The organism is Streptomyces sp. GL_140 (assembly GCF_057834465.1).
This window is the reverse complement of sequence record NZ_CM174404.1, coordinates 140068-162263: the sequence shown is the minus strand read 5'-3', so window position 1 is coordinate 162263 and position 22196 is coordinate 140068. Positions and strand designations below refer to the sequence as shown.

The 22196-nt window shown below is 66.5% G+C and carries 13 protein-coding genes and 5 pseudogenes; 3 read left to right on the top strand and 15 right to left on the bottom strand.

What is annotated here, in order from left to right:
* Positions 1–52: 52 nt before the first annotated feature.
* Both AC3IYJ_RS00815 and AC3IYJ_RS00810 read right to left on the bottom strand, forming a co-directional pair.
* A pseudogene (locus tag AC3IYJ_RS00815) lies at positions 53–581 on the bottom strand (transposase family protein); the annotation flags it as partial.
* Between the two features lie 168 nt (positions 582–749).
* Positions 750–2399, bottom strand: coding sequence for a hypothetical protein (locus AC3IYJ_RS00810; RefSeq protein WP_489399398.1), 1650 nt, complete (start codon positions 2397–2399; stop codon positions 750–752).
* 373 nt (positions 2400–2772) lie between these two features.
* Here AC3IYJ_RS00810 and AC3IYJ_RS00805 point away from each other — a divergent pair.
* Positions 2773–2954: pseudogene (locus tag AC3IYJ_RS00805) on the top strand (IS6 family transposase); the annotation flags it as partial.
* 11 nt (positions 2955–2965) lie between these two features.
* Here the strand turns inward: AC3IYJ_RS00805 and AC3IYJ_RS00800 are convergent.
* Together AC3IYJ_RS00800 and AC3IYJ_RS00795 are read right to left on the bottom strand one after the other, a co-directional pair.
* A pseudogene (locus tag AC3IYJ_RS00800) lies at positions 2966–3371 on the bottom strand (IS5 family transposase).
* Positions 3372–4142: 771 nt separating this feature from the next.
* Positions 4143–5347 (bottom strand): IS3 family transposase gene (locus tag AC3IYJ_RS00795; protein ID WP_489399112.1). Its coding sequence is split into 2 segments (ribosomal slippage): positions 4143–5107 and positions 5107–5347, totalling 1206 coding nucleotides; the frame shifts between segments, so codons are not numbered across the junction.
* A gap of 41 nt (positions 5348–5388) precedes the next feature.
* Here AC3IYJ_RS00795 and AC3IYJ_RS00790 point away from each other — a divergent pair.
* The gene (locus AC3IYJ_RS00790) at positions 5389–5682 is read left to right on the top strand and encodes a hypothetical protein (RefSeq protein WP_489399397.1); all 294 of its coding nucleotides are present in this window, start codon (positions 5389–5391) and stop codon (positions 5680–5682) included.
* A gap of 114 nt (positions 5683–5796) precedes the next feature.
* On the opposite strand, the gene AC3IYJ_RS00785 is transcribed toward AC3IYJ_RS00790, so the two are convergent.
* Positions 5797–6869, bottom strand: a protein-coding gene (locus AC3IYJ_RS00785; protein ID WP_489399102.1) for an IS630 family transposase whose coding sequence is annotated in 2 segments (ribosomal slippage) — positions 5797–6420 and positions 6423–6869 — 1071 coding nt in all. Because the reading frame shifts where the segments join, the coding sequence is not laid out codon by codon here.
* A gap of 246 nt (positions 6870–7115) precedes the next feature.
* Here AC3IYJ_RS00785 and AC3IYJ_RS00780 point away from each other — a divergent pair.
* Positions 7116–7430, top strand: a pseudogene (locus tag AC3IYJ_RS00780) (IS110 family transposase); the annotation flags it as partial.
* 289 nt (positions 7431–7719) lie between these two features.
* Here the strand turns inward: AC3IYJ_RS00780 and metF are convergent.
* The 10 genes and pseudogenes from metF to sbnB all read right to left on the bottom strand — a co-directional run bounded on the left by metF (position 7720) and on the right by sbnB (position 21902).
* Positions 7720–8709, bottom strand: a complete 990-nt coding sequence (gene metF / locus AC3IYJ_RS00775; protein ID WP_489399396.1) for a methylenetetrahydrofolate reductase [NAD(P)H] — start codon at positions 8707–8709, stop codon at positions 7720–7722.
* A 104-nt stretch (positions 8710–8813) separates the two neighbouring features.
* A pseudogene (locus AC3IYJ_RS00770) lies at positions 8814–9798 on the bottom strand (carbohydrate kinase family protein).
* A 46-nt stretch (positions 9799–9844) separates the two neighbouring features.
* Positions 9845–11068, bottom strand: a complete 1224-nt coding sequence (metK, locus tag AC3IYJ_RS00765) for a methionine adenosyltransferase (protein ID WP_489399395.1) — start codon at positions 11066–11068, stop codon at positions 9845–9847.
* A gap of 172 nt (positions 11069–11240) precedes the next feature.
* Positions 11241–11663 (bottom strand): aspartate 1-decarboxylase, encoded by a 423-nt coding sequence (panD, locus tag AC3IYJ_RS00760; protein WP_489399394.1) that lies wholly within the window; start codon positions 11661–11663, stop codon positions 11241–11243.
* A 166-nt stretch (positions 11664–11829) separates the two neighbouring features.
* Complete coding sequence (locus tag AC3IYJ_RS00755; protein WP_489399393.1) at positions 11830–12789, bottom strand: ornithine carbamoyltransferase; 960 nt, start codon at positions 12787–12789, stop codon at positions 11830–11832.
* A 43-nt stretch (positions 12790–12832) separates the two neighbouring features.
* On the bottom strand, positions 12833–13822 hold the full coding sequence (locus tag AC3IYJ_RS00750; protein ID WP_489399392.1) for a class I SAM-dependent methyltransferase: 990 nt from the start codon (positions 13820–13822) through the stop codon (positions 12833–12835).
* A 5-nt stretch (positions 13823–13827) separates the two neighbouring features.
* A complete protein-coding gene (locus tag AC3IYJ_RS00745) occupies positions 13828–17838 on the bottom strand; it encodes a non-ribosomal peptide synthetase (RefSeq protein WP_489399391.1) in 4011 nt (1336 codons plus the stop codon).
* Positions 17839–17872: 34 nt separating this feature from the next.
* Positions 17873–19705 (bottom strand): non-ribosomal peptide synthetase, encoded by a 1833-nt coding sequence (locus AC3IYJ_RS00740; RefSeq protein WP_489399390.1) that lies wholly within the window; start codon positions 19703–19705, stop codon positions 17873–17875.
* A 74-nt stretch (positions 19706–19779) separates the two neighbouring features.
* Positions 19780–20790: a 2,3-diaminopropionate biosynthesis protein SbnA gene (gene sbnA, locus AC3IYJ_RS00735; RefSeq protein ID WP_489399389.1), complete on the bottom strand. Its 1011-nt coding sequence runs from the start codon at positions 20788–20790 to the stop codon at positions 19780–19782.
* A 41-nt stretch (positions 20791–20831) separates the two neighbouring features.
* Entirely contained in the window at positions 20832–21902 is a 1071-nt protein-coding gene (gene sbnB / locus AC3IYJ_RS00730) for a 2,3-diaminopropionate biosynthesis protein SbnB (protein WP_489399388.1), read from the bottom strand.
* Between the last annotated feature and the right edge of the window lie 294 nt (positions 21903–22196).

Below are 22196 nucleotides of genomic sequence, written 5' to 3'. Positions count from 1 at the left end.
TCGCCAGTCTGGGCACGTGAGATATCCGTTGGTGATCACTGGGTGGAGGGGGCTGGACGATGCCGTGGGCGCGGGCCGCGGTCAGGTCGTGGGTCCGTCCGGGAAGAGCACGGGAGAACCACAGGGGTGTGCCGTCCGGTCGGGCGATGACCTGCACGTTCATCCCATGCTTGCGGTGCTTCATCGAGTAGTACGGCTCGTCCGCCTTGATGCGGTCGGTGGGGATCAGGGTGCCGTCAACATGACGAAAGCGCCCTCACCCAGACCCGTGAGTGCTTCGTGCAGGCCCGGCGCCCACGCGGCCAGCAAGTCGAGGGCCTCGTCGACGTACCGCCAGGCCGTCGCCTCCGACACACCGAGTCCCGCCCCGACCTGCGCGAACGTCTCATTCTTCCGCAGATGGGCCAGCGCGAGCAGAGCCTGTTTGAAGCAACCCAGACGCCGCCAGGGCGACTTGCTCTCCCGACGACGTTCGTAGAGCAGCCACGAAACATGCTCAACGAGCTCATGGGCACGTCGAGCGTGGCCGGATACGGAACCAACGAAGCCCCCGGCACTGGTGCGATGAGTGGATTCGCCATACCAACGGCGGGGGCTTCGCCATGTCACCCACACCCTGTCTGAACTGTGTTTCACCCCTCAGAGACAGGATGAAAGAGGCTCAGTGGCCACGCTGAACAAGCTCACTTTCTCTGGCGTTGCTGCTGCCGGGTGCGGAGCGCTCAGCGTGTATTCCGGCCGGGGCCGACTCAGGTGTTCGCCTTCCAGTTGATGCGGAAGCCGCCGCTGCCACCGGGACCACCGGGACCACCGGCACCACCGAACCCTGTGCTGTCGTCAAGCGGCAGGTTAGGGATGTTAGGCGATTCACCGCAAGGGACAATCGTTGCTCCCTTGCTCGGGCCCTGGGCACCGCCGCCACCGGCACCAGCCGCGGGGAATGCCGGGGCGCCTCCGCCGCCGCCACCACTGGCGCCGTAACCGCCAGCGCCGTAACCGCCACCGCCACCGCCACCGCCACCGCCGCCATCACCGGTAGCGCCGTTGCCGGCACCGCCCACACCGCCGCCACTACCTGCGGTGGCACCGCCGCCTCCTCCTCCGCCGCCGTTGCCGCCGCCGCCGCCACCACCACCGTAGCCGCCGCCGTAGCAGCCGACGTGGCCGGAGCCGTTGCCACCAACCTTGCCGGTACTCGCTCCGGCACCGCCGGAGCCGGGGCCAGCGGGGCTACCGGCGTTACCTCCCTGGCCGCTCCCCGTACTAGCGCCACCGTTGGCGCCGGGGTTGTCGGTGCCGGGGCCTGCGTCGGCCCCGGCACCGCCCGGCCCCGAACTTTTCTGTAATAGTTCTGCGGCTTTCCCTCCTTTCCCTCCTTTGCCTTGGAGGCTGCCGAGGATGAACCCGCCGCCACCACCGGCGCCTCCGCATCCGTTCCCAGCATTGACGCCGGGGCTGCCGGCGCCGCCGCCACCCGCACCACCGGCGGTCGTGCTGCCTCCGGCACCGCCGCCGCCTCCGCCTCCGGCGACGAGGACGGTGTTTCCGGTTGAGGGGTAGCGGGTGCAGTCGCCCGGGGCGCCGACGTGGAGGGTGAGCTGCTGCTGCTCGGTGACGGTGATGGTGTCCAGGACATAAGCCCCGGCCCCACCAGCACCTCCATTGCCTTTGCCCTTTCCGCTCTGGCCGGGGCCGCCGTCACCGCCGGGTCCCCAGAGTTCGACGTTGACCTTTGTGACGCCTGAGGGAACGGTGAAGGTGTAGTCGGCGGGCTGGACTCCGCCGTAGGCGCCGCCGGTGGGTGGAAGGGCAGGGTCGCTGGGGGTGACGGTGCACCAGCTGACGCTGTTGCTGGGGTTGGCGAAGTGCGCAATGTCCACCGATTGGCCGTCGCCGGTGTTGTCGATTTCTTGGACGGCGCAGGTGACGCCGTTGGCGAATTCGGCGGGGAGGTGGGTCCAGGTGTTGGCGATGGCGGGGTTGTAGCTGCCCCAGCCGTCGGTTTTGCCATTCCAGTGGTCTGGTTCGTAGGTGTCGGCGTCGACGGACTCGCAGTTGGCGCCCGAGAAGAACCAGAGCTTGTTGTCAGTGGAGGAGAAGAAGCACGCGTCGACCGAAGGGAAGGGGAATTGCTTCCCCATCCCGTCGTTGAAGTCGTAGCCGAAGGATTCCTTGATGGGGCGGGCCTGGGTGTCGGTGTCCCGCTCCTTGAAGGTGGCTCTTTTGAAGGATACCCGGAAGCACTGGGCGCCTTGGAAGAGGTAGACGCTGGAGGGGTCGTCGACGCAGAGGGCGGCGTCCAGCGGCAGCGTGCCGGTCAGGCCAACGGAGCCGAAGATGTTGAGGCCGCCGAGCAGGTCGATGAGCTTTCCATGGTCAGCGGGAGCGCCCCCCACCACGGTTTACTGGAGGAGGAATCCCACTGGTAGCGGTCGTAGGTGACTCCACCGTTGCTGTCGGTCCCCGAGAAGCAGTACATGCTGGGTGGTACCGAGTTACCGCCGGTGCTGGGGTCAGCCTTCGGCCAGGGATTATGCCTCACCACGGAACATGCCGCATCGTACGACGTCATCGCTCAGATCCTTTCGCTATGTGGCTCGACTACTCGACACCCGAGTGGGTTTCCCCGGTCCTGAGGCCGAGGCTCGGTGTCCATTGCCTTTCCTTGCCTTCATATGTCGCACTGTGCTGGCCATCCCTCGGGGCGCTGTCACCTGTTCGGTGGTCTGGGATGATCTTCGGGTTGTCGGTGTCCGGAGAGGGGAACCGCTCGTGTTGTCCGGGGCGCCGTCGTACAGGAACCACCGCTACCCGGCCGAGGCCATTGCGCATTGTGTGTGGCGGTACTTCCGTTTCCCCCCTCCTTCCGTGAGGTGGAGGAGCTCATGCTCGAGCGCGGCATCGTCGTCTCCTACGAGACTGTCCGCCGCTGGTGCCTGAAGTTCGGCCAGGCTTAAAGAGCGTTTCAGAATGAGGTTTTGAGTTGGCGTAAGCAGATGATGCTGCAGGCGAGTTGGAGGAGTCCGAGGTGGAGGTCGGCTCGTACCTCGTAGCGGATCCGGAGTCGTTTGAACTGGTGGAGCCAGGCGAAGGTTCGCTCGACGACCCAACGGGTCTTGCCCAGGCCGGAGCCGTGGACGGTGCCACGCCGGGCAGATCTTGGGCGTGATTCCGCGGGCCCGGATCAAGCGCCTGTACTGGTCGAAGTCGTAGCCGCGGTCGGCGAAGAGTCGGCGGGGTCGGTGTCGTGGCCTTCCCCGAAGCCCGCGGATGCGGGGCATCGCGTCGAGCAGAGGCGCGAGCTGGGTGACGTCATGCCGGTTTCCGCTGGTCAGGGAGAGGATGAGTGGGGTTCCGTGCCGGTCGACGATGAGGTGGTGCTTGCTCCCCGGGCGGGCACGGCCGACCGGCGAAGGTCCGGTGTGAGCCCCCTTTCAGAGCCCGGACGTGTGAGGCGTCGATCGCAGCGACATCCATGTCCAGCAGCCCGGCGGCCCGCAGCTCGTTCAGGAGGGCTTCGCGGAGCCGGGGCCACACCCCAGCCCCGGTCCAGTCCCGGAGCCGGCGCCAAGCCGTCACACCACTGCACCCGACCCGCTCGGCGGGGACGTCCCGCCAGCTCACGCCCTTGCACCACGTAAACGATGGCCCTCAGCGCCGCACGATCGTCCACCGGCAGTCGCCCGGGATACCGAAACCGCCTGGCCGGCCGCTCCGGCAACAACGGGGCCACACGTTCCCACAGGTCATCAGGCACGAGATCAGCAGACACACCCCAGATCAACACTGTTGCGTTTACCGGCGTGGGCGGGGTGCAAGTCCGTTTTCGAAGATGGTGATGCGGGTGTGGAAGGTGTAGGTCTGCGCGGTGGCGGGGTGCTGTCCGGAAAATGGCCGTCGCACCCCTCAGGCGGGGCCTGCCCCTTGACGCGCCTCGCGAGCGACCGCCCCCTCCGCGCGAAGCCGCCCGTTGGATCACCACCCACCCGCACCGCCGCAGCCCGCACATCAACGACCGCCTGCCGCGCCTCCTCGAGCACTGCCCTGAACTCAGGACCGCCCACGACCTGGTCCGCCGATTCGCCGCCATGCTCGACAACCGCGACGCGACTGAGGTGACCCCCGGAATGTGGACACAGGGGTCATGCTGCGAGTGAGAGTTTAACTGTCTTGTGGTGCTGCTGTTCGAACTCCATTGGGGAGAGGTAGTCCAGCGCGCTGTGGCGTCGGCGGGCGTTGTAGTAGGTGAGCCACTGGAAGATCTCCAGCCTCGCCTGACGGAACGTCGAGAACAGCTTCCGGTGCATCGTTTCTCGTTTCAGGCCCTGCCAGAAGCTCTCGGCCAGGGCATTGTCGTAACTGGAGCCGACCCGGCCCATGCTCCTGCGGATGCCGTACCGATCGCAGACCTGGGCGAACGCGGCCGAGGTGTATTGCGATCCGCGGTCCGCGTGGAAGATCACTCCGGTGACGTCGCCGCCGCGGGTCGCGACCGCGGCCTGGAGTGCGTCGATGACGAGCTCGGCCCGCATGTGCGGGGCCATCGACCATCCGAGTACCCGGCGGGATCGGATGTCGATGACGCAAGCGAGGTAGAGCCATGCGGTTCCGACCTGCACGTATGTGATGTCGCCGCACCACTTCTCGTCCAGCGTGCCGGCGGTGAAGTCCCGCTGGAGCAGGTCTGGCACCGGCGGCGCCAGGCGGTCCGGGATCGTGGTGCGCTTCTTTTTCCGCAGGTGGCGGCCGACGATGCCGTGCTTGCGCATCAGCCTGGCCACGCGCTTGCGGTTGACCGTGTACCCAAAGCCCCGCAGTTGGGCATGGACTCGGAGCGCGCCGTAGTTTCCGCGGTGTTCGGCATGGATTTCGCGGATCTCGGCGACCAGGGCGTCCTCGGTTCCCTGCCGCTCGGCCCGCGCCTGGGCGCCGGCGATCCACCGGTAGTAGCCCGAGCGGGAAACTTCCAGTACCCGGCATATCCGCTTGATGCCGTACATCTCGGCGTGGGCGGAGACGAAGTCCCAAGCGGCGGTCCTCACTTCATCTCCCGCGCGAAATAGGCGGCTGCCCGTCGCAGGATCTCCCGCTCGAGCTGCCATTCCTTCTCCGCCTTGGCCAGCCTGGCGTTTTCCGCCCGCAGCCGGGCCAGCTCGGCCTCGGTGTCCTGCGACGCGCCGGAGGCGACCGGACGGTCTTCGGCGTCACGCACCCAGGTCCGCAGCGTCTCGGGGTTGACGTTCAGATCGGCCGCGACGTCCCGAAACGTCCGCCTGCCGGCCGAGGCCCGCCACAACGCGACCGCGTCGGACCGGAACTCCGCACTGTACTTCGAGGGCCTTGCCACGTGGATTTACACCTTCCAGGATCAACAAGATCCATTGTCAGGTGTGTCCACACCACGGGGATCACCTCACGACATCCCTGCCAGAGTGGCTGGACGACCTCGCGAACACCGGACTGGCACCGCTGACCGGCCTTGCCAGAGCCCTTCGCGAAGACCGAGATGCCGTCGCCCAAGGCATCACCACCCCCTACAACTCCGGGGTCAACGAAGGCCGCATCACCGACGTCAAACTGCAAAAACGCCTCATGGCCGGACGCGCCAGCGTCTCCCTGCTCCGCCACCGCGTCGTCCTGATCGCCCACCTCCGACGACGCTATGCGGACCGACCATGCTGACGCCATGATCTCCGCCTACGAAAATCTTGCCAGGACCGCCTGAGTGGCTGCGCTGATCACCTCGGAGACGAGAAAATCGGTGGCGGGTGCCTCGGTCAGCCGTTACTGAGGTTTTCAGGGTGGGGTCGGTGGGTTGATGGCCAGGCCGGTGGCGGTGAGGCAGCCGTCGATAAGGTGGGGTCGGAGCTGGATTCTGCGTAACTCGCGGCGGAGTTTGCGGTCGAGGTCGTCTGGGGTTCCGAAGGCGGTGTTGGCCGTGGCTCTGCGCACGAGGGACCAGACGGCTTCGACCGGGTTCAGGTCTGGTGCGTATGCCGGGAGGCGGATGGTGGTGAGCCAGTCGTGTTCGGCTTCGTAGCGTTTCAGCCCGGCGGCCAGATGGGTGTTGAGATTGTCCCAAATCACCACGATGGGTCCGCCGAGCTGGATATGTGCCCGTACCAGCAGGTCGCGGTAGTCCTGCCAGGAGAAGCTCTTGCGGGCGCCCTTGAGCAGGAGATGGTTGCGGGGCCGGTGGATGAGGCGGCTCGGCTCGCCGGGTTTGTAGCAGCACAGGGCGGCGACCGAGGTCCGGCGGCGGGAGCGGCCGCGGACGCGGATGACGGGGGTGTGTCCGCGCCGGCCCCAGGTGTGGGCACGCGGCGGAGTCATGGAGAAGCCGGCTTCGTCCTCGAAGACGAGCCATGCCCCGGACGCCGCCGCGAGGCTTTTACCTGCGGCCAGACCTCCTTCTTCCACAGCTCGATCGCGTGCTCGTCGCGCTCGAGTGCTCTGCGGGCGGGCGCCTGCCAGGACCAGCCGTGCCGTTTCAGCAGCCGCCACACCGTCGCGACCGACAGCGTCAGCCGCAGCCGGCGACGGATCACCGTCTGGACCCGGACCAAGGTCCAGCGTTCATCCTCGAAGCCGTGCGCTGAGGGGCCCTTGCCGAGTTCCTCCTCGAGCACGGCGAACTGGGTATTGGTGACGGTCGGGGAGTTTGCCGGGCCCGTCGAGCGCAGGGCCTCGATGCCGCCCTCGCGCCAGGCACGACGCCAGCGTTCCACCGACCGCACACTCACCCGCAGTTCCTTCGCGATCACGGCGGTCTTCTCACCCGCCACGAACCGCTCGCCGGCCTGAAGCCGGATCCCCTCACGAAACGCCCGACGCTCAGCAGTCAGGCCCCCACCCTCCGGATAACGCATACCACCTGCATACCGCAAGGATCATGAACCGTCACCACCCGACGACAACCCGAAATCCTCAGTAGCTCTGTGATGTCAGTGAACTCGTTCGCCAGGATGGCGATGGGGGTCAGCCAGGGGACCACGGATTGTCGCCACGGCGGTGTCGTTCGCTGCCCGGAGCACGCGTGTCAGATTCCGAGTCTTCCCTTGACCCCTCCGGGGTGCCCGCTCTGCTCGGTCGTGTGAGGCAGTCGGGAGTGGACCATGACGAGGCAGGACGTGAAGGACGAAGCCATCCATCTGCGGTCCACGGGCGTGGACTTGGGCAAGCGGTTCCTGCTGGCCTGCGTGCGTACCCCCAGCCCGCTGCGGACTGGGACGTGGAGTCTGGAGACCGAACGGTTCGGTACCACCCGGGTCGAGCTGCGGCGGCTGCTGTCGTGGCTGGTGGAGCGTCAGGTTGAGGTTGTGGTCATGAAGGCAACATCCGATTATTGGCGGGGCATGTACTACCTGCTGCAGCCCCACCTGAACCTGATACTGGTCAACCCCGCCCACCTCAAGGGCATCCGCCGCCGCAAGACCGACCGGACGACGCGGCGTTCCTGGCCCGCGCCGGCGCGTCCCGGGATGGTGATGGCCTCCTTCGTCCCTGAGCGGGCAGTCCGAGAGCTCGAAGACACCGGCATGAAGCTCACCTCGGTCCTGACCGACGTGACCGGGGTCTCGGGGAGGGCCATCCTCGAAGCCCTGATTGCGGGCGGTCGCGATCCCGAACAGCTCGCGGGCCTCGCAGTCGGTAAGGCTCGCGCCATGATCCCTGCCCTGATCGAGGCGGTGGACGAAGATTTCACCGACCATCACGCCTTCATGATCCGGCACTACCTCGACGAGGTCGACGAGGTACGGATCCGTGGACAGCGTGATCGTTTCGGACCGGTGTGGCGCGAAATTTGCTGGCTGCGAGGCCGGAGTGCTGGATGTTCCGATGGATTTCGAGGGTTGCCGTCGACTTGTTGAGGGTGATGTAGTGCAGGCCGGGAGCGCTTTCAGCAAGAAGGCGGTCGGCCATGACGGTCGCGTACTCGACGCCGATCGCGTAGCCGTCTTCCGGACGGAATTGTGCGGACTCCAGCCGGGAAGCCAGCTGGGCTGGGAACCGGGCGTTGCTCAGCTCCGCGAATCGGTGGATCTGCCGGAAACTGGTCGCGGGCATGATCGCGGGGATCACCGGAGTCAGGCAGCCGATTGCGGCCAGCCGGTCGCGTAGCCGCAGGTAGGCTTCTACGTCGAAGAACATCTGTGTGATCGCATAGTCGGCGCCTGCCCGACATTTCTCCGCGAAGCGGCGGACGTCCTCGGCCCAGTCCGGGGAGCGGGGGTGACGTTCCGGGAAGGCAGCCACGCCCACCGTGAAGTCCCCGGACTCCCGCACGAGTCTGACGAGCTCATGGGCATGGCTCAATCCTTGGGGATGCGGGGACCACGGGCCGCGGGGGTCGCCAGGTGGATCGCCACGCAGTACGAGGACATCGCGCACTCCGGCGTCGGCATACTGGCCGATGATGTGCCGCAATTCGGCGATCGAATGTCCGACCGCGGTCAGATGGGCTACCGGGCGTAAGGTGGTCTCGGCCGCGATCCGCTTGGTGACTTCGATGGTCCGGTCGCGTGAGGAGCCACCGGCTCCGTACGTCACGGACACGAACGTAGGCGACGTGGCCTCCACCCGGCGGATGGCCTTCCACAGGGTTTGCTCGCCCGCCGGGGTCTTCGGTGGGAAGAACTCGAAGGAGAAGGAGGGCCCGCCCTGCACATGGGGCAGGAGCGGCGCGGCCTGAGTTCGACACGGGGACATGGATTCGTTCCGTTCCTCGACGTCGCTGCCTCAGCCGTCCGTCGCCTTGAAGTACTGATTTTTGTGTCGGTGAATAGTGGGTGCTTCGCCTCTGGGCCCAGTTCTCAGACCGTCATTCGGCCCAGGCGATGCCCCATTTGCCGGGCGACGTCCGCACCGTAGGCGCGCTTGATCCTCGGCAGCAGGTCCGCGGCCGAACGCACGTACTCCTGGGTGCCGACCGATTCGAGGGCCAGGGTGGCGATGGCGCAGCCCAGCTGGGCTGCCCGTTCTTGAGTCCATCCCCACGCCATGCCGGCGAGGAAGCCCGAGCGGAACCCGTCGCCGGCCCCGGTCGGATCGGCGACGCGCGCCGTGGGCAGGGCGGGCACTGCCAGCTGTTCTCTGCCGGACCGCGAGATGCTTGCGCCGCCCGGCCCCAGCGTGGTGATCCAGCTGCCAACCCGGTCCAGGATCTCGCCCTCGCTCCAGCTGGTCAGCTGCTGGAGCAGGGCGGCCTCGTACTCATTGGTGAACAGGAACAGGGCCCCCTCCACGAGATGGCGCGCTTCCTCTCGCGTGAGACGGGCCAGCTGCCGGGAAGGGTCCGCGACGAAAGCGATACCGAGTTCGCGGCACTCCTCGGTGTGCCGGAGCATCGCAGCAGGGGCGTTCGGGGCGACGACCACCAAGTCCAGGCGGCTCGGCTCCCGTACCGCGGGCGTCAGAGAAATCTCCTGAGCGGTGGCCATTGCTCCGGCGTAGAACGTGGCGATCTGGTTCTGGTCGGAGTCTGTGGTGCACACGAAGCGCGCTGTGTGCAGGGACTCGCTGACCAGCACCAGTGAAGTGTCCACACCATGCTGGTGCAACCACTGCCTGTAGTCGGCGAAGTCCTTGCCCACAGCCCCGGCCAGCAGTGGCCGCAGACCGAGTCGGCCCAGTCCCAGCGATGTTGGCGGCGACTCCGCCCCGCCGGACCTCCAGGTCATCAGCGAGGAAAGACAGCGACACCCGGTCGAGTTGACTGGGAATGAGCTGTTCCGCGAAGCGGCCGGGGTAGACCATGAGATGGTCGACGGCGATGGAACCGGTGACGGCGATACGCATGGGGTTTCCTCGATGCCTGAAGGCGGGCGGGGCGGTCGGCGAGGATCTACAGACCGGCAGCGACGCGCAGTGCGTCGGCCCGGTCCGTGCGCTCCCAGGTGAAGTCCGGCAGCTCGCGGCCGAAGTGTCCGTACGCGGCGGTCTGGGCGTAGATCGGCCGCAGCAGGTCGAGATCCCGGATGATGGCGGCCGGACGCAGGTCGAATACCTGGGTGATGGCCCTCTCTATACGGTCGACGGCCACTATGGCGGTGCCGAAAGTCTCGACGAAGAGGCCGACGGGCTCCGCCTTACCGATCGCATACGCCACCTGGACCTCGCAGCGGGAGGCGAGCCCTGAGGCCACCACGTTCTTGGCCACCCAGCGCATGGCGTACGCGGCGCTGCGGTCCACCTTCGAGGGGTCCTTGCCGGAGAAGGCGCCCCCACCGTGTCGGGCCATGCCGCCGTAGGTGTCGATGATGATCTTGCGACCGGTCAGACCGGCGTCGCCCATCGGGCCACCGATCTCGAAACGGCCGGTCGGGTTCACCAGCAGCCGGTAGCCCTCGGTGTCCAGCTTGACCCCGTCTTCCGCCAGCCGGGCCAGTACGTGGTCGACGACGTGCTCCCGTATGTCTGGGATGAGCTCCGCGGCCAGGTCCGCTTCCGGGGTGTGCTGGGAAGAAACGACCACGGTGTCCAGCCGGGCTGGTCGGCTGCCGCGATACTCGATGGTGACCTGGGTCTTACCGTCCGGGCGCAGGTAGGGAAGGGTGGCGTCCTTGCGCACGTCGGTCAGGCGGCGGGCAAGCCGGTGTGCGAGTTGGATCGGTAGGGGCATCAACTCAGGGGTGTCTTCACAGGCATAGCCGAACATCAAGCCCTGGTCGCCGGCGCCCTGCCGTTCCAGTCGGTCCCCTTCGTCCTCTGCTGCGGCCCCCTCGGACCGGGACTCGTAGGCCATGTCCACACCCTGCGCGATGTCGGGTGACTGCGCGCCGATGGAGACCGATACACCGCACGATGTTCCGTCGAAGCCCTTTTGTGAGGAGTCGTAGCCGATCTCGAGGATTTTGTCGCGGACGAGCTGGGCAATGGGCGCGTACGCCTTGCTTGTCACCTCGCCCGCGACGTGGACCAGGCCAGTGGTGACCAGCGTTTCGACTGCCACCCGCGAGGTGGCGTCCTCCCGCAGTAGGGCATCGAGGACGGTGTCGCTGATCTGGTCGGCGATCTTGTCTGGGTGTCCCTCGGTTACGGACTCCGAGGTGAACAGACGGCGGGACATGTCACTCCTGGTGAGCTGGTGGGGCGACCCGGTCGGCGCGCCGGTCCCATGGGACGTTTTGCCCTGCGTGGGACCATGCAGAGCAGGCGTCGCAGCGGCCCCGCGCCGGTGGGGCCTGCGGGCAGTTCAGGACGGGAGCGGGTCGGAGGCGGGGCCGCCTCCGACCCACAGCTCATACGGCGTCGTGGGCCACGTCCCCGCGCACCAGCTCGGGTAACGAGCCAGGATCGGCCGGGTCATGCCCGAGGGCCGATATCTGGTTGTGTTCGTCCACGAACACGACCCGCGGCGCCTGCTCTTGTGCCGAAGCCTCGGGACACAGCCGGTATGCGATGATGATCACCAGGTCTCCGACGCCGATCAGACGTGCGGCTGCGCCGTTGATGCCGACCACACCGGACCCCTTCGGACCCTTGATCAGGTAGGTCGACAACCGATTGCCATTGTTGATGTCGACGATGTCGACCTTCTCGCCGGGCAGCAGCCCGGCTTCGGTCATGAGGTCCTCGTCCAGGGTCAGTGATCCGACGTAGTGCAGGTCGGCCTGGGTCACAGTGGCTCGATGGATCTTGGACTTCAGCATGGTCAGGTACATGATGCTCCGTAAGTTGTCACGTGGGCCTGGATGGCCGCGCGGTGGCAGACCCGTCGACCGAACAAGCGGTTCGGGACGGCGAGTCGGGTGAAGACTGCGACGAGTTCGCTCCGGGCCGGATCGCCCGTCGCGCCGATGGGTTGAATCCGTCCTTGAGGTGTTTGGGCTACGCGGTACAGCTCGTGGGGGGGAGATCGGTCAAGCACCACTCCAGGGCGGCCATCGCTCCGTAGAGCTTGTGCTCCGCCTGCTTGAAGGCGATGCTGCGGTCACCGTCCAGCACCTCGGCGTCCACTTCCTCGCCGCGGTGCGCGGGCAGGTCGTGCATGAACACCGCGGAGGGATAGCGTTCCAGAAGAGCCGCGTCGGCCTTGAAGGGGGAGAAGGCCTCCCTCCATGCAGGGTCCTGCTTGGAGGTGCCGGTGGTCTGCCACCGTGTGGTGTAGACCACGTCGACCTCAGGTGGCAGTCCGTCCATGTCGTGGCGCTCCTCGACCACTGCCTCGTGTGCCGAGCCGTACTCGCCGGCCCGGTGCAGCGCCGGCTGCGGCAGGCCGTACCCGAAGGGTGTGCGCAGGTACAGCTCCGTGTTGCGATAGCGCGGCAGGGCGAGTGCGAGCGCCGCAGCAGTGTTGTTGCCCTCGCCCACGTACAGCACGCGCAGGCCTTCGAGCCGACCGAAGGCCGTGAGCATGGCCGACAGGTCGGTGACTGCCTGAGTGGGGTGTTCGTCCTCGGTCATCGCGTTGACGACCGACATGGTGTTCCACGAGGCGACGGTGCGCAGCTCACCGGCACTGGCCGAAGTGCGCGCGACCAGGCAGTCGAGCATCAGACCGAGAACTCGTCCGGTGTCACCGACGTCCTCACCGGTGTTCTCCTGCAGATCTCCGGGTCCGTACGCCACCAATCGGGCACCCAACCGCAGGGCGGCGACGGAGAAGGCCGTCCGGGTTCGGGTTGACGTGGTACGGAAGTAAGTTCCCACGACGCGGTCGGCAAGCTGGCCGTTCAGCGGTACGACACCCCGCGCATGGTCGTGTGCCCTGCGGACCAGCGCGTACAGCTCCTCATCGGTGAGGTCGTTCAGCGACAGCAAGTGTCGCACGGGACTGGGATGGCTCATTTCTTCTCCTTGATCGGTGGGCAGGAAATCGGTCTCCCGCCGGCTATCGCCAGACAGACGGCGGGGGTGGGCTTGGAGTGGCGAACACATTCCCGCGCAGCCGGGGCGTGCACAGGTCGAGGGCCTCTCCGCGGCCGGACACCACACTGAAACCGGTCGGGCGAACGACCAGTTCGATCGCGCTCAGCCGATCGCCGATGTCCAGGCGGGCGAACCGGTCGCGCAAGACATGCGGGATCAGCTCCTGGCCCTGGACGCACAGATACGGGTCGTCCTCGACACCCGCCAGGTCGACGAACTTGCTGCCGCCGTCGGAGTTGACGCTGAAGGCGGCGGTCCAATGCAAGGACAGCCCCTCGCTCAGCTCGGCCACATCACGGAACCGGTAGGCGTTGACGATGGGATTCAGGTAGGCGTCCGCGTCGGCGGCTGCCCTCGCCGAGCCCGCAGCCGAGTTGGACCCGTAGCGCTCCTCGGATAAGGCCAGCCCAAGCGCATGTACGGTCTCCAGGCCGGACTCCGGCGAGTTGGGCGAGCGCAGCAGCTGGACCAGCTCGCGGTCCAGCAGCCGATCGTGCTCGCCCAACGCGTGGTAGAACCAGAGGTACAACAGTCCGTCACGGGCGAGCCGTTCGCTGAGCCAGCGCATCCCGGTGCGGGGGTCGGGCAGGTGGTGCACCAGCCCGGTACAGACCACGAGGTCGAAGTTGGAGGGAAGACTCAATTCAGGGAGTAGACCTTCGACGAACTCGATGTTGCGCGCACCGTGCCGTTCGGCGAGGTCGCGTGCCACGGCCAGGGAGGCCGCCGACGCGTCCAAGCCGGTGAAGTGCGCCTGGGGAAAGCGCAGGGCCATCCCCAGGAGCCTGTGACCGGTACCGCAGCCGACGTCCAGGACGTTCCAGTCAGTCAGGTCCTCGTCCTCGATCAGGAATCCGAGGCCGTTCGCGACGTCCTCGATGGGTGCGGAGGCCGCCGTCGGTGACGGATAGGGGAACTCCTCGTAGAGTCGTTTCACGTCAGTGGAATCCACGCTGATCACCTGTTCTGTGCGGGTGCGGAGCGGGTGGTCAAGCGCGTGAGCAGGCCCCGCGCCGACTCGGTGACACCGGGAGCCCGCATCATGTCGTAGTGGTCGGCCTCGACCGTGGCCTCGGTCCACTGACCAGAGGTGAAGCCGCGCCAGTCGGTGCGCGCGACACTGCCGTCGCGCAGACTAGGTGCGGCGTAGACCGCGTGGATCGAAGTCTGCAGGGGTACAGGTTCCCAGCCCCGGAAAAGCTCCGTCTGCTGTCGGATCACCTCGAAGTGCCGGGGCAGTGAGGCATTGTCCGCTGCCGAACCAAGCGAACGCGTCCGCTCCTGGACGGACCGTATGGACGTGGTGCTCAGCAGCTCTCCTTCCGCCACCGTCGCGAGGACCTGGCGGACGAGCGGATCGGACCGCTGCAGCGCCTCCGGGCCGTAGGCGGCCCGCAGAGCCATCCGCAACGATTCCTGGTCTCCCAAAGGCTCTTCGGTACCGACGCCGCAGTCCCATACCTCGGTGAAGTCGATCCGGATGCCGCGCGCCTCCAGTTCCGCGGCCACCGCGAGGGCGATCAGGCCCCCGAGTGACCAGCCGAACAGCGCCAGGCGCTGTTCGGGAACCCGCCGGGTGATTTCGTCGGCGTATCGAATCGCCAGACGCGTCACGTCCGCCGGTTCGGGGCCGGCGTCGGCTGCCGTGGGCGAGCGCACGCCCCACACTGCCGTCGTGTCCGGCAGCAGGCGCAGCAGCGGCTGGTAGGGGAATAGCGATCCGCCGAGAGGGTGGAAGATGACGAGTGGGACTGGGTCGCGTTGCGCCGCGGTGCCCTCGGTGAGTACGACCGCCAGGCTGTCAGAGGCCTCGGTGGAGGCTCCCCCCGCCGGTTGGACTCCGAGTGCCTCCGACATCGACGCCAGGGTGCGGCAGCCGAAGACGGTGCTCAGCGCAAGCCGGACACCGAACTCTTGCTCGACCTGTCGGACGAGTCGGCTGGCGAGGAGCGAGTTCCCCCCCAGCGCGAAGAAGTCGTCCCCGGCCGCGACGCTTTCGCAGCCCAGCAGGCGGGTCCAGATCGACGCCATGCGTTGCTGGACCGGATGGACCACTGCCGTCTGCGGGAGCACCGCCATTGCCTTGCCCGCGTCCGCCGCGATGGCGGCCAGGTCCAGCTTCCCTGAGGTGGTACGCGGCAGGTACGGCAGTGTGGAGAAGGAAGTGGGCACCATGTACGCGGGCAGGCGGTCAACAGCGAACGCACGCACCGCCTCGGTCCCGGCGTCAGGGCCGGACATGACGAGGCCCGCATGCAGCGCCGCAGTGGGCGTACCAGGTCGGACCACCACTACGGCGGCGTCCGCCACGCAGGGTGCGGCCCGCAGAACTGCGTTGATCTCCGTCGGTTCGATCCGATAGCCGCGCAATTTGATCTGATCGTCACAGCGCCCGATGAATTCAAGGTCCCCGTCGTATCGCCAGCGCACGACGTCACCGGTCGCGTAGCTACGCACCCCGTCGGGCGACGTGCGGAAGCGCTGGGAGGTGAGGTCCGGCCTGCCGACATAGCCGACGGCCAGCTGAGGTCCTGACAAGTGAAGTTCACCGGCGAAGCCGGTCGGTACCGGGCGTAGTTCAGAGTCCAGGACGCGGGCGGTCACCCCGGCGAGCGGGCGGCCGATCACCGGCTGTGCGTCGGCGTCCTGGATGCGGCAGCCGACGGCGTTGACCGTGAACTCCGTCGGGCCGTAGACGTTGAATGCCCGGGTGTCGGACGAGGCAAGGCGGCGCCACAGCTCCGCTGACACGACTTCGCCACCCAGCACCATGGTCTGCGGCACATGCGCGTGCTCGTCGAGCAGTCCCGCTTCCACCAGGGAGGCAACGTGGGTGGGCGTGCCGTCCAGTGCGTCGATGGCGTTGTCGCGGAGGAAACCCACCATGGCGTCAGGGTCCGCTCGGACCTCGTCCGGGACTGGATACAGGGTGTGCCCCGAACGAAGCAACTGGGTGCCCTGCCAGGAGGCGTCGAAGGAGAACGGGGCGTTGACCGCCACGCGTGCACACTCCGGTAGCTCGGTGAAAACCAACTGATCCATGGCCTCGCCGAAGGCAGCCAAGCTGAGGTGCTGTACCGCGACCGGTTTCGGGGGACCGCTGGTTCCGGACGTGAAGATCAGGTACGCCACGTCCTCAAGTCCGACCTTCGCCACAGGCGAAGACGCCGCACAGTCCAGGCCGCGCGCCGGGGAGCCGGCCGCGTCCGCCCCAGGGGCATCGAGGACGGCTTGGACGGGCACGCGACGCACGTCTGCGAATGCCGGCGACGCCTCGGATTCGGCGTCCACCAGCACTAATCGGATGCCTGCCGCCTGCATCATCGAGCGGAGCCGGTCGGCTGGAAGGGCAGGGTCGAGCGGTGCGCAGGTTGCCCCGGCCGACCAGGCGCCGAACAGAGCACACGTCTGCGCGAGCGACCGGTGCACCGCCACGCCCACGACGTCACCGGGCTCGATCCCCGCCTCGGCGAGCGCTTTGCCCACAAGGTCCGAGCGCTGGACGAACTGCGCGTAGTTCAAGAACTCCGTGCCGAGGACGAGCGCCGGACGGTCCGGATGGTGTGAGGCCTGCTCACGCACCATGTCCGGTAGCGGGACGAGGTCCTGTGGCGGGAGGGCCGGGCCGTTCTGTCGGCCTTCCGCCGGATCGCCGAGACTTGGGTCCACGAGCGCCAATTGCGCCACCGGCGATTGCGGCTCCGCGCACAGCCGTTCGAGCAGAATACGGAAGGCGTTTCCCAGAGCTTCGGCGGTCTGCGCGGAGTACTGCTCCGTGCGGTATTCGAGGTAACTCGGCGTATCGTCGGCTGCACTGAGGTGGAAGGTGAAATCGAACTTCGCAGTTCCGGGGTCGATGGGCAGCCTTGTGGTGGACACCCCTGGCAGGTGCAGTTCACTCGACTCGTAGTGCAGTTCCAGAGCGGCCTGGAACACCGGTGCGTGTCCCTCGCCGGACCGGTTCAGGCCGGCGATGATCTCATCGAATTCGACTGTGGTGTGGTCCATGGCGTCGAGGACTGTTCCGTGCACCATCCGCAGCAGGTCAGTGGTGGTGGCGGAGTCGTCGACCCGCATGCGCAACGGAACGGTCTTCATGAAGTAGCCGACTGCCTCCTCCGCATCCGCCTCGGAGCGCATGTTCACGGTGCTGCCGAGAACCAGGTCGTCGGCGCGGGCGAACCTGGACAGGACGACGGACAGTGCGGAGGCCACCACGGCAAACGGGGAGACCCGTGCCGCCGCGGCAGCGATCCGCACCCGGTCGAACCAATTCTCGTCCCAGCCGAGCTGACACCTGCGCCCAAGGAAGCCGCTGACCGGGCCACGAGCGTAGTCAGCCGGAAACAGGAAGCGGCTGGGAATGCCCTCCAGCTGACCGTGCCAGTAGTCAAGGTCGGCCCGGATGATCGCGTCCCCCGCATTCGTCCGCAGGAGCCGCTGAGCTCCGACAGGATCCGAGTGGGGCTCGGCCAGTGCCGTGCCCGCGTACAGAGCACCCAGTTCAGCGAAGAGCACCCGCAAGCTGTCCCCGTCACACACGAGATGGTGCAGCACGAGGACGAGCAGCCATTCCTCCTCCGTGCAGCGGATCAGGTGCACGCGGGCCAGCCCGCCGTTGAGGTCGAAGGTCCGGCGCGCCGCATCTGCAACCGCACGCTCACCCATCAGCACGGCCAGCTCCGGAGGGTGCCCGCGCAGGTCGAGCTCCTCCCGGGGGAAGGGCCCGGCGGGCAGGATCCCTACGTGAGGATGCTCGTCAGCATCCGTCGCAATCACAGTTCGCAGGGCCGGATGACGGGCGTACAGCGCGTCCAGGGCATGGATCAATGCGGACCGGTCCACTGGTCCCGTCAGCCGGAAGCTCTCGGCCTCGGTGTAGACCGGGAGGTCCTGGGTTATCTGGCTTGCGGTCCACAATGGTCGTTGGATCGCCGGCAGCGCTCGGAACTCTGCGCAGTCCTGCATGGTTGACTCACTCTTCCTATCGGGGTCGCGGGCGTTACGGCTGGGAGCCGACCGCGTCGACTGCAGCGATGGCGGTTCTCAGCAGCGCCGCCTGGTCGGCCAATGTCGATGCCCGCATCATCCGGGCCGCGTTCATCCGCACTCCGAAGCGGGTCCGGATGATCCCGATCATGCGCATGATGTCCAGTGAGCTTCCTCCCATCGCGAAGAAGTCGGCATCAGGGCCAGGGGAGGCACCACCCAGCAGGCCCTGCCAGATGGCGGCGAGTGCGAGGATCACGTCGTCCTGTTGTCCCGCGACACCGCTCTCTTCCGGTGGCGCGACAACGCCACCGTCATCCAGCGGGGTGCAGGCCACCACCGGCTCAGGCAACGCGCGACGGTCGACCTTGCCGTTGGGAGTGCGAGGCCACACGTCGACCGTCAGGTACGCGGCGGGCAGCATGTGGCGGGGCAGCCGGGCCGCCGCATGGGCCCGCAGCTGCGCTTTCCTGATGACGGAACCATGATTTGGACGCACGTAGGCCACAAGACGCTGCTGACCGCCGACCTGCCACGGGAGGACCACTGCCTCTGCCACGGACGGGTCCTGTGTCAGACAGTTCTCGATCTCTCCGGGCTCCACCCGATGGCCGCGGATCTTGATCTGGTGGTCGACACGGCCCAGCAGCTCCAGTGCTCCGTCTGCGTTGAACCGCCCCAGATCGCCTGTTCGGTAGAGCCTGCCTCCGGCCGGGCCGAAGGGGTCGGCCACGAAGCATTCCTCGGTGAGTCCCGGGCGCCCGAAGTAGCCGCGCGTGACACCCCCGCCGCCGATCCAGACCTCTCCGGGTTCCCCGGGGCCACTCGGACGGCGCTGTTCGTCAAGGAGATGAACCGTGGTGTCCGGCAGAGGTCGGCCTACGGGCACGATCCGATGGTCGGAGGCGGCCACACGGTGGGCCGTGGACCAGATGGTGGTCTCGGTCGGACCGTAGATGTTCCATACCTGCCGGGACCGTGAGCACAGTTCGGCTGCCAGGGAAGGAGACAGCGGCTCCCCGCCGCACAGGGCTACCCGCAGACCACCGGTCCACCCAGCGTCGATCAGCATGCTCCAGGCCAGGGGCGTGGCCTGCAAGACGCTCGCACCGCTGCTGTCCAGCAGCTCACACAGCGCCCGGCCGTCGAGGACTTGGTGCTCCTCGGCGATCACCACGGCCCCTCCGGACAGGAGCGGAAGGAACAGGTCGATCAGGACTGGGTCGAAGGAAGCAGATGTCAGCGAGAGCCAGACGTCTTCCTGCTCCGGGCGGACCACGGGCGCCATTGCCAGCACGCCCTTGGTGAGGCACCGGTGGTCCACCGCCACCGCCTTGGGACGGCCGGTGGAGCCGGACGTGTACATCAGGTAGGCGAGATCGTCCTGTGTGACGGCCGGGCGCGTTGCACCGCTTGCCTCGAAGGGCGGAGTTCCGGGATCCCGGTCGTCCAGCAGGAGGACTTCAGGCGTGCGGACGCGATCCGCGAGACTAGCGACCGTAAGGGTCAGCTGCGCGCCTGAGTCGCGCAGCATGTAAGCCTGCCGCTCCAAGGGGTAGGCCGGATCGACGGGGACGAACGCGGCGCCTGAGAGCATCACTCCCAGCAGAGCCACCGGCAGGTCGGTCGAGCGGTTGACGCTGACCGCGACCCTGTGGCCCGGCCCGATCCCACGATGTCCGAGCCGGTCGGCCACTGTCCGGGCCGCGGTGAGGAGGTCTCTATAGGTCAGACGCAGCTCGCCGCAGCGCACTGCCTCCCGCTCAGGGGTGCGGCCCGCCTGGAGGGCGATCAGTTCGTGCAGAGCGCATTGGGGCCACGGCGGCCCTAAGGGTATGTCTGACATGCCGAGTTATGCCTTTCTGGCCCAGGTGGTGGCTGGGACCGCAAAACAGGGTTCGATTGCGTCCTACGGGTTACCTAGGCGACGTCACCCAGGGGCGCCGAGACGACGAGGGGCTCGACGCGGGAGGAGGGTGCCAGCGTTTCCGGGCCGTAGTTCGTCTCGACCCAGCCGGGCTCGTAGATGGAATCGAGGTAGCGTTCACCCAGATCCGGGGCAATGGCGACCGCTGTGCAGCTCGGATCGGGGCGGTTCTCAGCGAGCCAGCGGACGGCGCCCTGCACCACCGTCCCGGTGGAACCACCGAACAGGTAGCCGTGTGAAGCCAGCTGGTGACAGCTTCGAATGGTCTCCAGCTCGGGAACGAGTACCACGTCGTCCACGAGGGATTCGTCGAGCAGCAATGGCTTCACGCTTGCCCCCAGTCCTGGAATCATGCGAGGGCCTGCCGGGGCGCGGAAGGAAACCGAGCCGACCGAGTCGACGGCAACGATGGTGACCTCCGGCCGCTCGGCCCTGAAGTAGCGGGCACAGCCCATCAGGGTGCCGGTCGTACCCGCACCGACGAAGAGAACGTCCAGCCGAGGGAAACTGCGGGCGATGGCAGGTGCGGTCCGACGGTGATGGGCCATCCAATTATTCGGGTTAGAATACTGGTTGAGCCAGACGTACCGGCTGTCAGAATCACAAAGCTTCCGGACGTGGTCCAGGCGGGCGCCGAGATAGCCGTTCTCCGGGTGGGGGTTGGTGACGGTGTGCACCAGGCACCCGAAGGTTTTCATCAGTTCACGTGTCGCCATGTTGCATCGTGTATCGGTCACACACACGAACTGGTAGCCTCTGCTTGCCGCGACCATGGCTATGGCCACGCCAAGGTTTCCTGACGACGACTCAACGATGATGGAGTTCTTCGACAGTAAGCCGTCACGTTCGGCGGCGTCGATCATTTCGACGGCAGCCTTCAACTTGATAGAGCCGGCGAAGTTGAATCCCTCGCATTTGAGAAATAATGGTTGTGGCAGAACGGAACTCAGATCGACAAACAAGTCATCGATGGTGAACTCGTCGGGCCTCGTTATTATGGGCACAGTTACATCTCTTCTCGCATTGGGAACCGGACGCCGTTACGTCATCCGTACCGGCGCAGCTCGGAGAAGAAATCGTCAATGACTGTCAGTTCGCCAGATTGGCGAACTTGATCCCAGATGTGGCGGCCCAAGGCGAGGTCGAGAACCCCCAGGCCAAACGGAGAGAAGATGACCGGCCGATCGTCGGGGACCTGAACGGCGCCTCGCATGACATCACCCAACGTGCCGGTGATGAAGTCCCTGTTGCCCACCTGCTGCTCGGCGATATGCGGTGATGTATCAGCCTTGAGGCAATGCTCGACGTCATCCACCACGTTTGCCGCACTAAGGATGATCTCTGCCGACAAATCGCGCAGCGATATGTTCAGCACCAGCGGGTTGTGAGATAAGAGCTCGGGTGAGTGGATGTGCGGGGTACCGGCGACCGTGGCGAAGACCACCAGATCCGAAGACCTGATCAAGTCCTCCGCGCTGTCGTGGACGACCAGGTCCCCGTCGCAGCCCGCCCCTTCGAGGTATCCACGGAAGCCCTCACCGTGTTCGGCGGACACATCATGGATACCGACACGGTCAAAGGTCCAACCAGTGCCCACCAGGTAGGTGTGGATGTAGCGGGCGATCAGCCCCGTGCCGACGAAGCCGATCTTCCGGGCCCGTCCCCGGCCTCGGCTCAGCCAGTCGGCGGCTACAGCGGCGGACGCGGCGGTGCGGACCGCACTGATGATGGAACTCTCCAGGCAGGCGAACGGATATCCGGTCTCCGGATCATTGAGTATTAGAACGGCCGAAGCCCGCGGCACCCCGTTGGCGACGTTCCTCGGGAAGCTGGAAATCCACTTGATTCCCGCCACGGCGCTCTCCCCGCCAAGAGCGGCGGGCAGCGCGATGATCCGCGAATCGGTACGGTCGGGGAACCGGAGAAAATAAGACGGGGGATTAACTGTGAGCCCGTCGTCATGCCACCTGTATACAGATTCGATCAGATCCGCAATGGTTCGCGTTCGGCCGGACAGCACTCTATTTACTTGCGTGCCGGATATGACGCTAAATGTCGGAGTTTCGAGATGTTCCGAAAGGGATCCTGCCGGGTTATTTTTCGGTAACTCGCTCATGCGTGATTCTCCTTCCTTAAGTGGCCCTTTGCGTGTTGATCTTTACTTGGAGATCCGGGGTGGACGGAGGCGCTACTTCCATGGAATGGCTTCGTGAATCCACTTGGTCGCATTCCGGACGTGAGGGTTCGCCTGGTCAGCCGCACCCTCATTTCAGCGTCCATTGCCAATGTGGCAACTTTAAGGGTCTAAAGTCCCGGCAGAGCAGGACTTAAGTCGGCAAGAATTTGCTACCCACAGTGAATGATTGGCTACTCGACAAGACCGCTCGGAAGTAGAACGGGCGCTGTCAGG

Excerpts from the sequence above, each read along its gene's own strand:
- metF (WP_489399396.1), bottom strand. The coding sequence starts at position 8,709 with ATGTCCCCGTGTCGAACTCAGGCCGCGCCGCTCCTGCCCCATGTGCAG.
- AC3IYJ_RS00740 (WP_489399390.1), bottom strand. The coding sequence starts at position 19,705 with ATGTCAGACATACCCTTAGGGCCGCCGTGGCCCCAATGCGCTCTGCAC.
- sbnB (WP_489399388.1), bottom strand. The coding sequence starts at position 21,902 with ATGAGCGAGTTACCGAAAAATAACCCGGCAGGATCCCTTTCGGAACAT.
- AC3IYJ_RS00745 (WP_489399391.1), bottom strand. The coding sequence starts at position 17,838 with ATGCAGGACTGCGCAGAGTTCCGAGCGCTGCCGGCGATCCAACGACCA.
- AC3IYJ_RS00755 (WP_489399393.1), bottom strand. The coding sequence starts at position 12,789 with ATGAGCCATCCCAGTCCCGTGCGACACTTGCTGTCGCTGAACGACCTC.
- panD (WP_489399394.1), bottom strand. The coding sequence starts at position 11,663 with ATGTACCTGACCATGCTGAAGTCCAAGATCCATCGAGCCACTGTGACC.
- metK (WP_489399395.1), bottom strand. The coding sequence starts at position 11,068 with ATGTCCCGCCGTCTGTTCACCTCGGAGTCCGTAACCGAGGGACACCCA.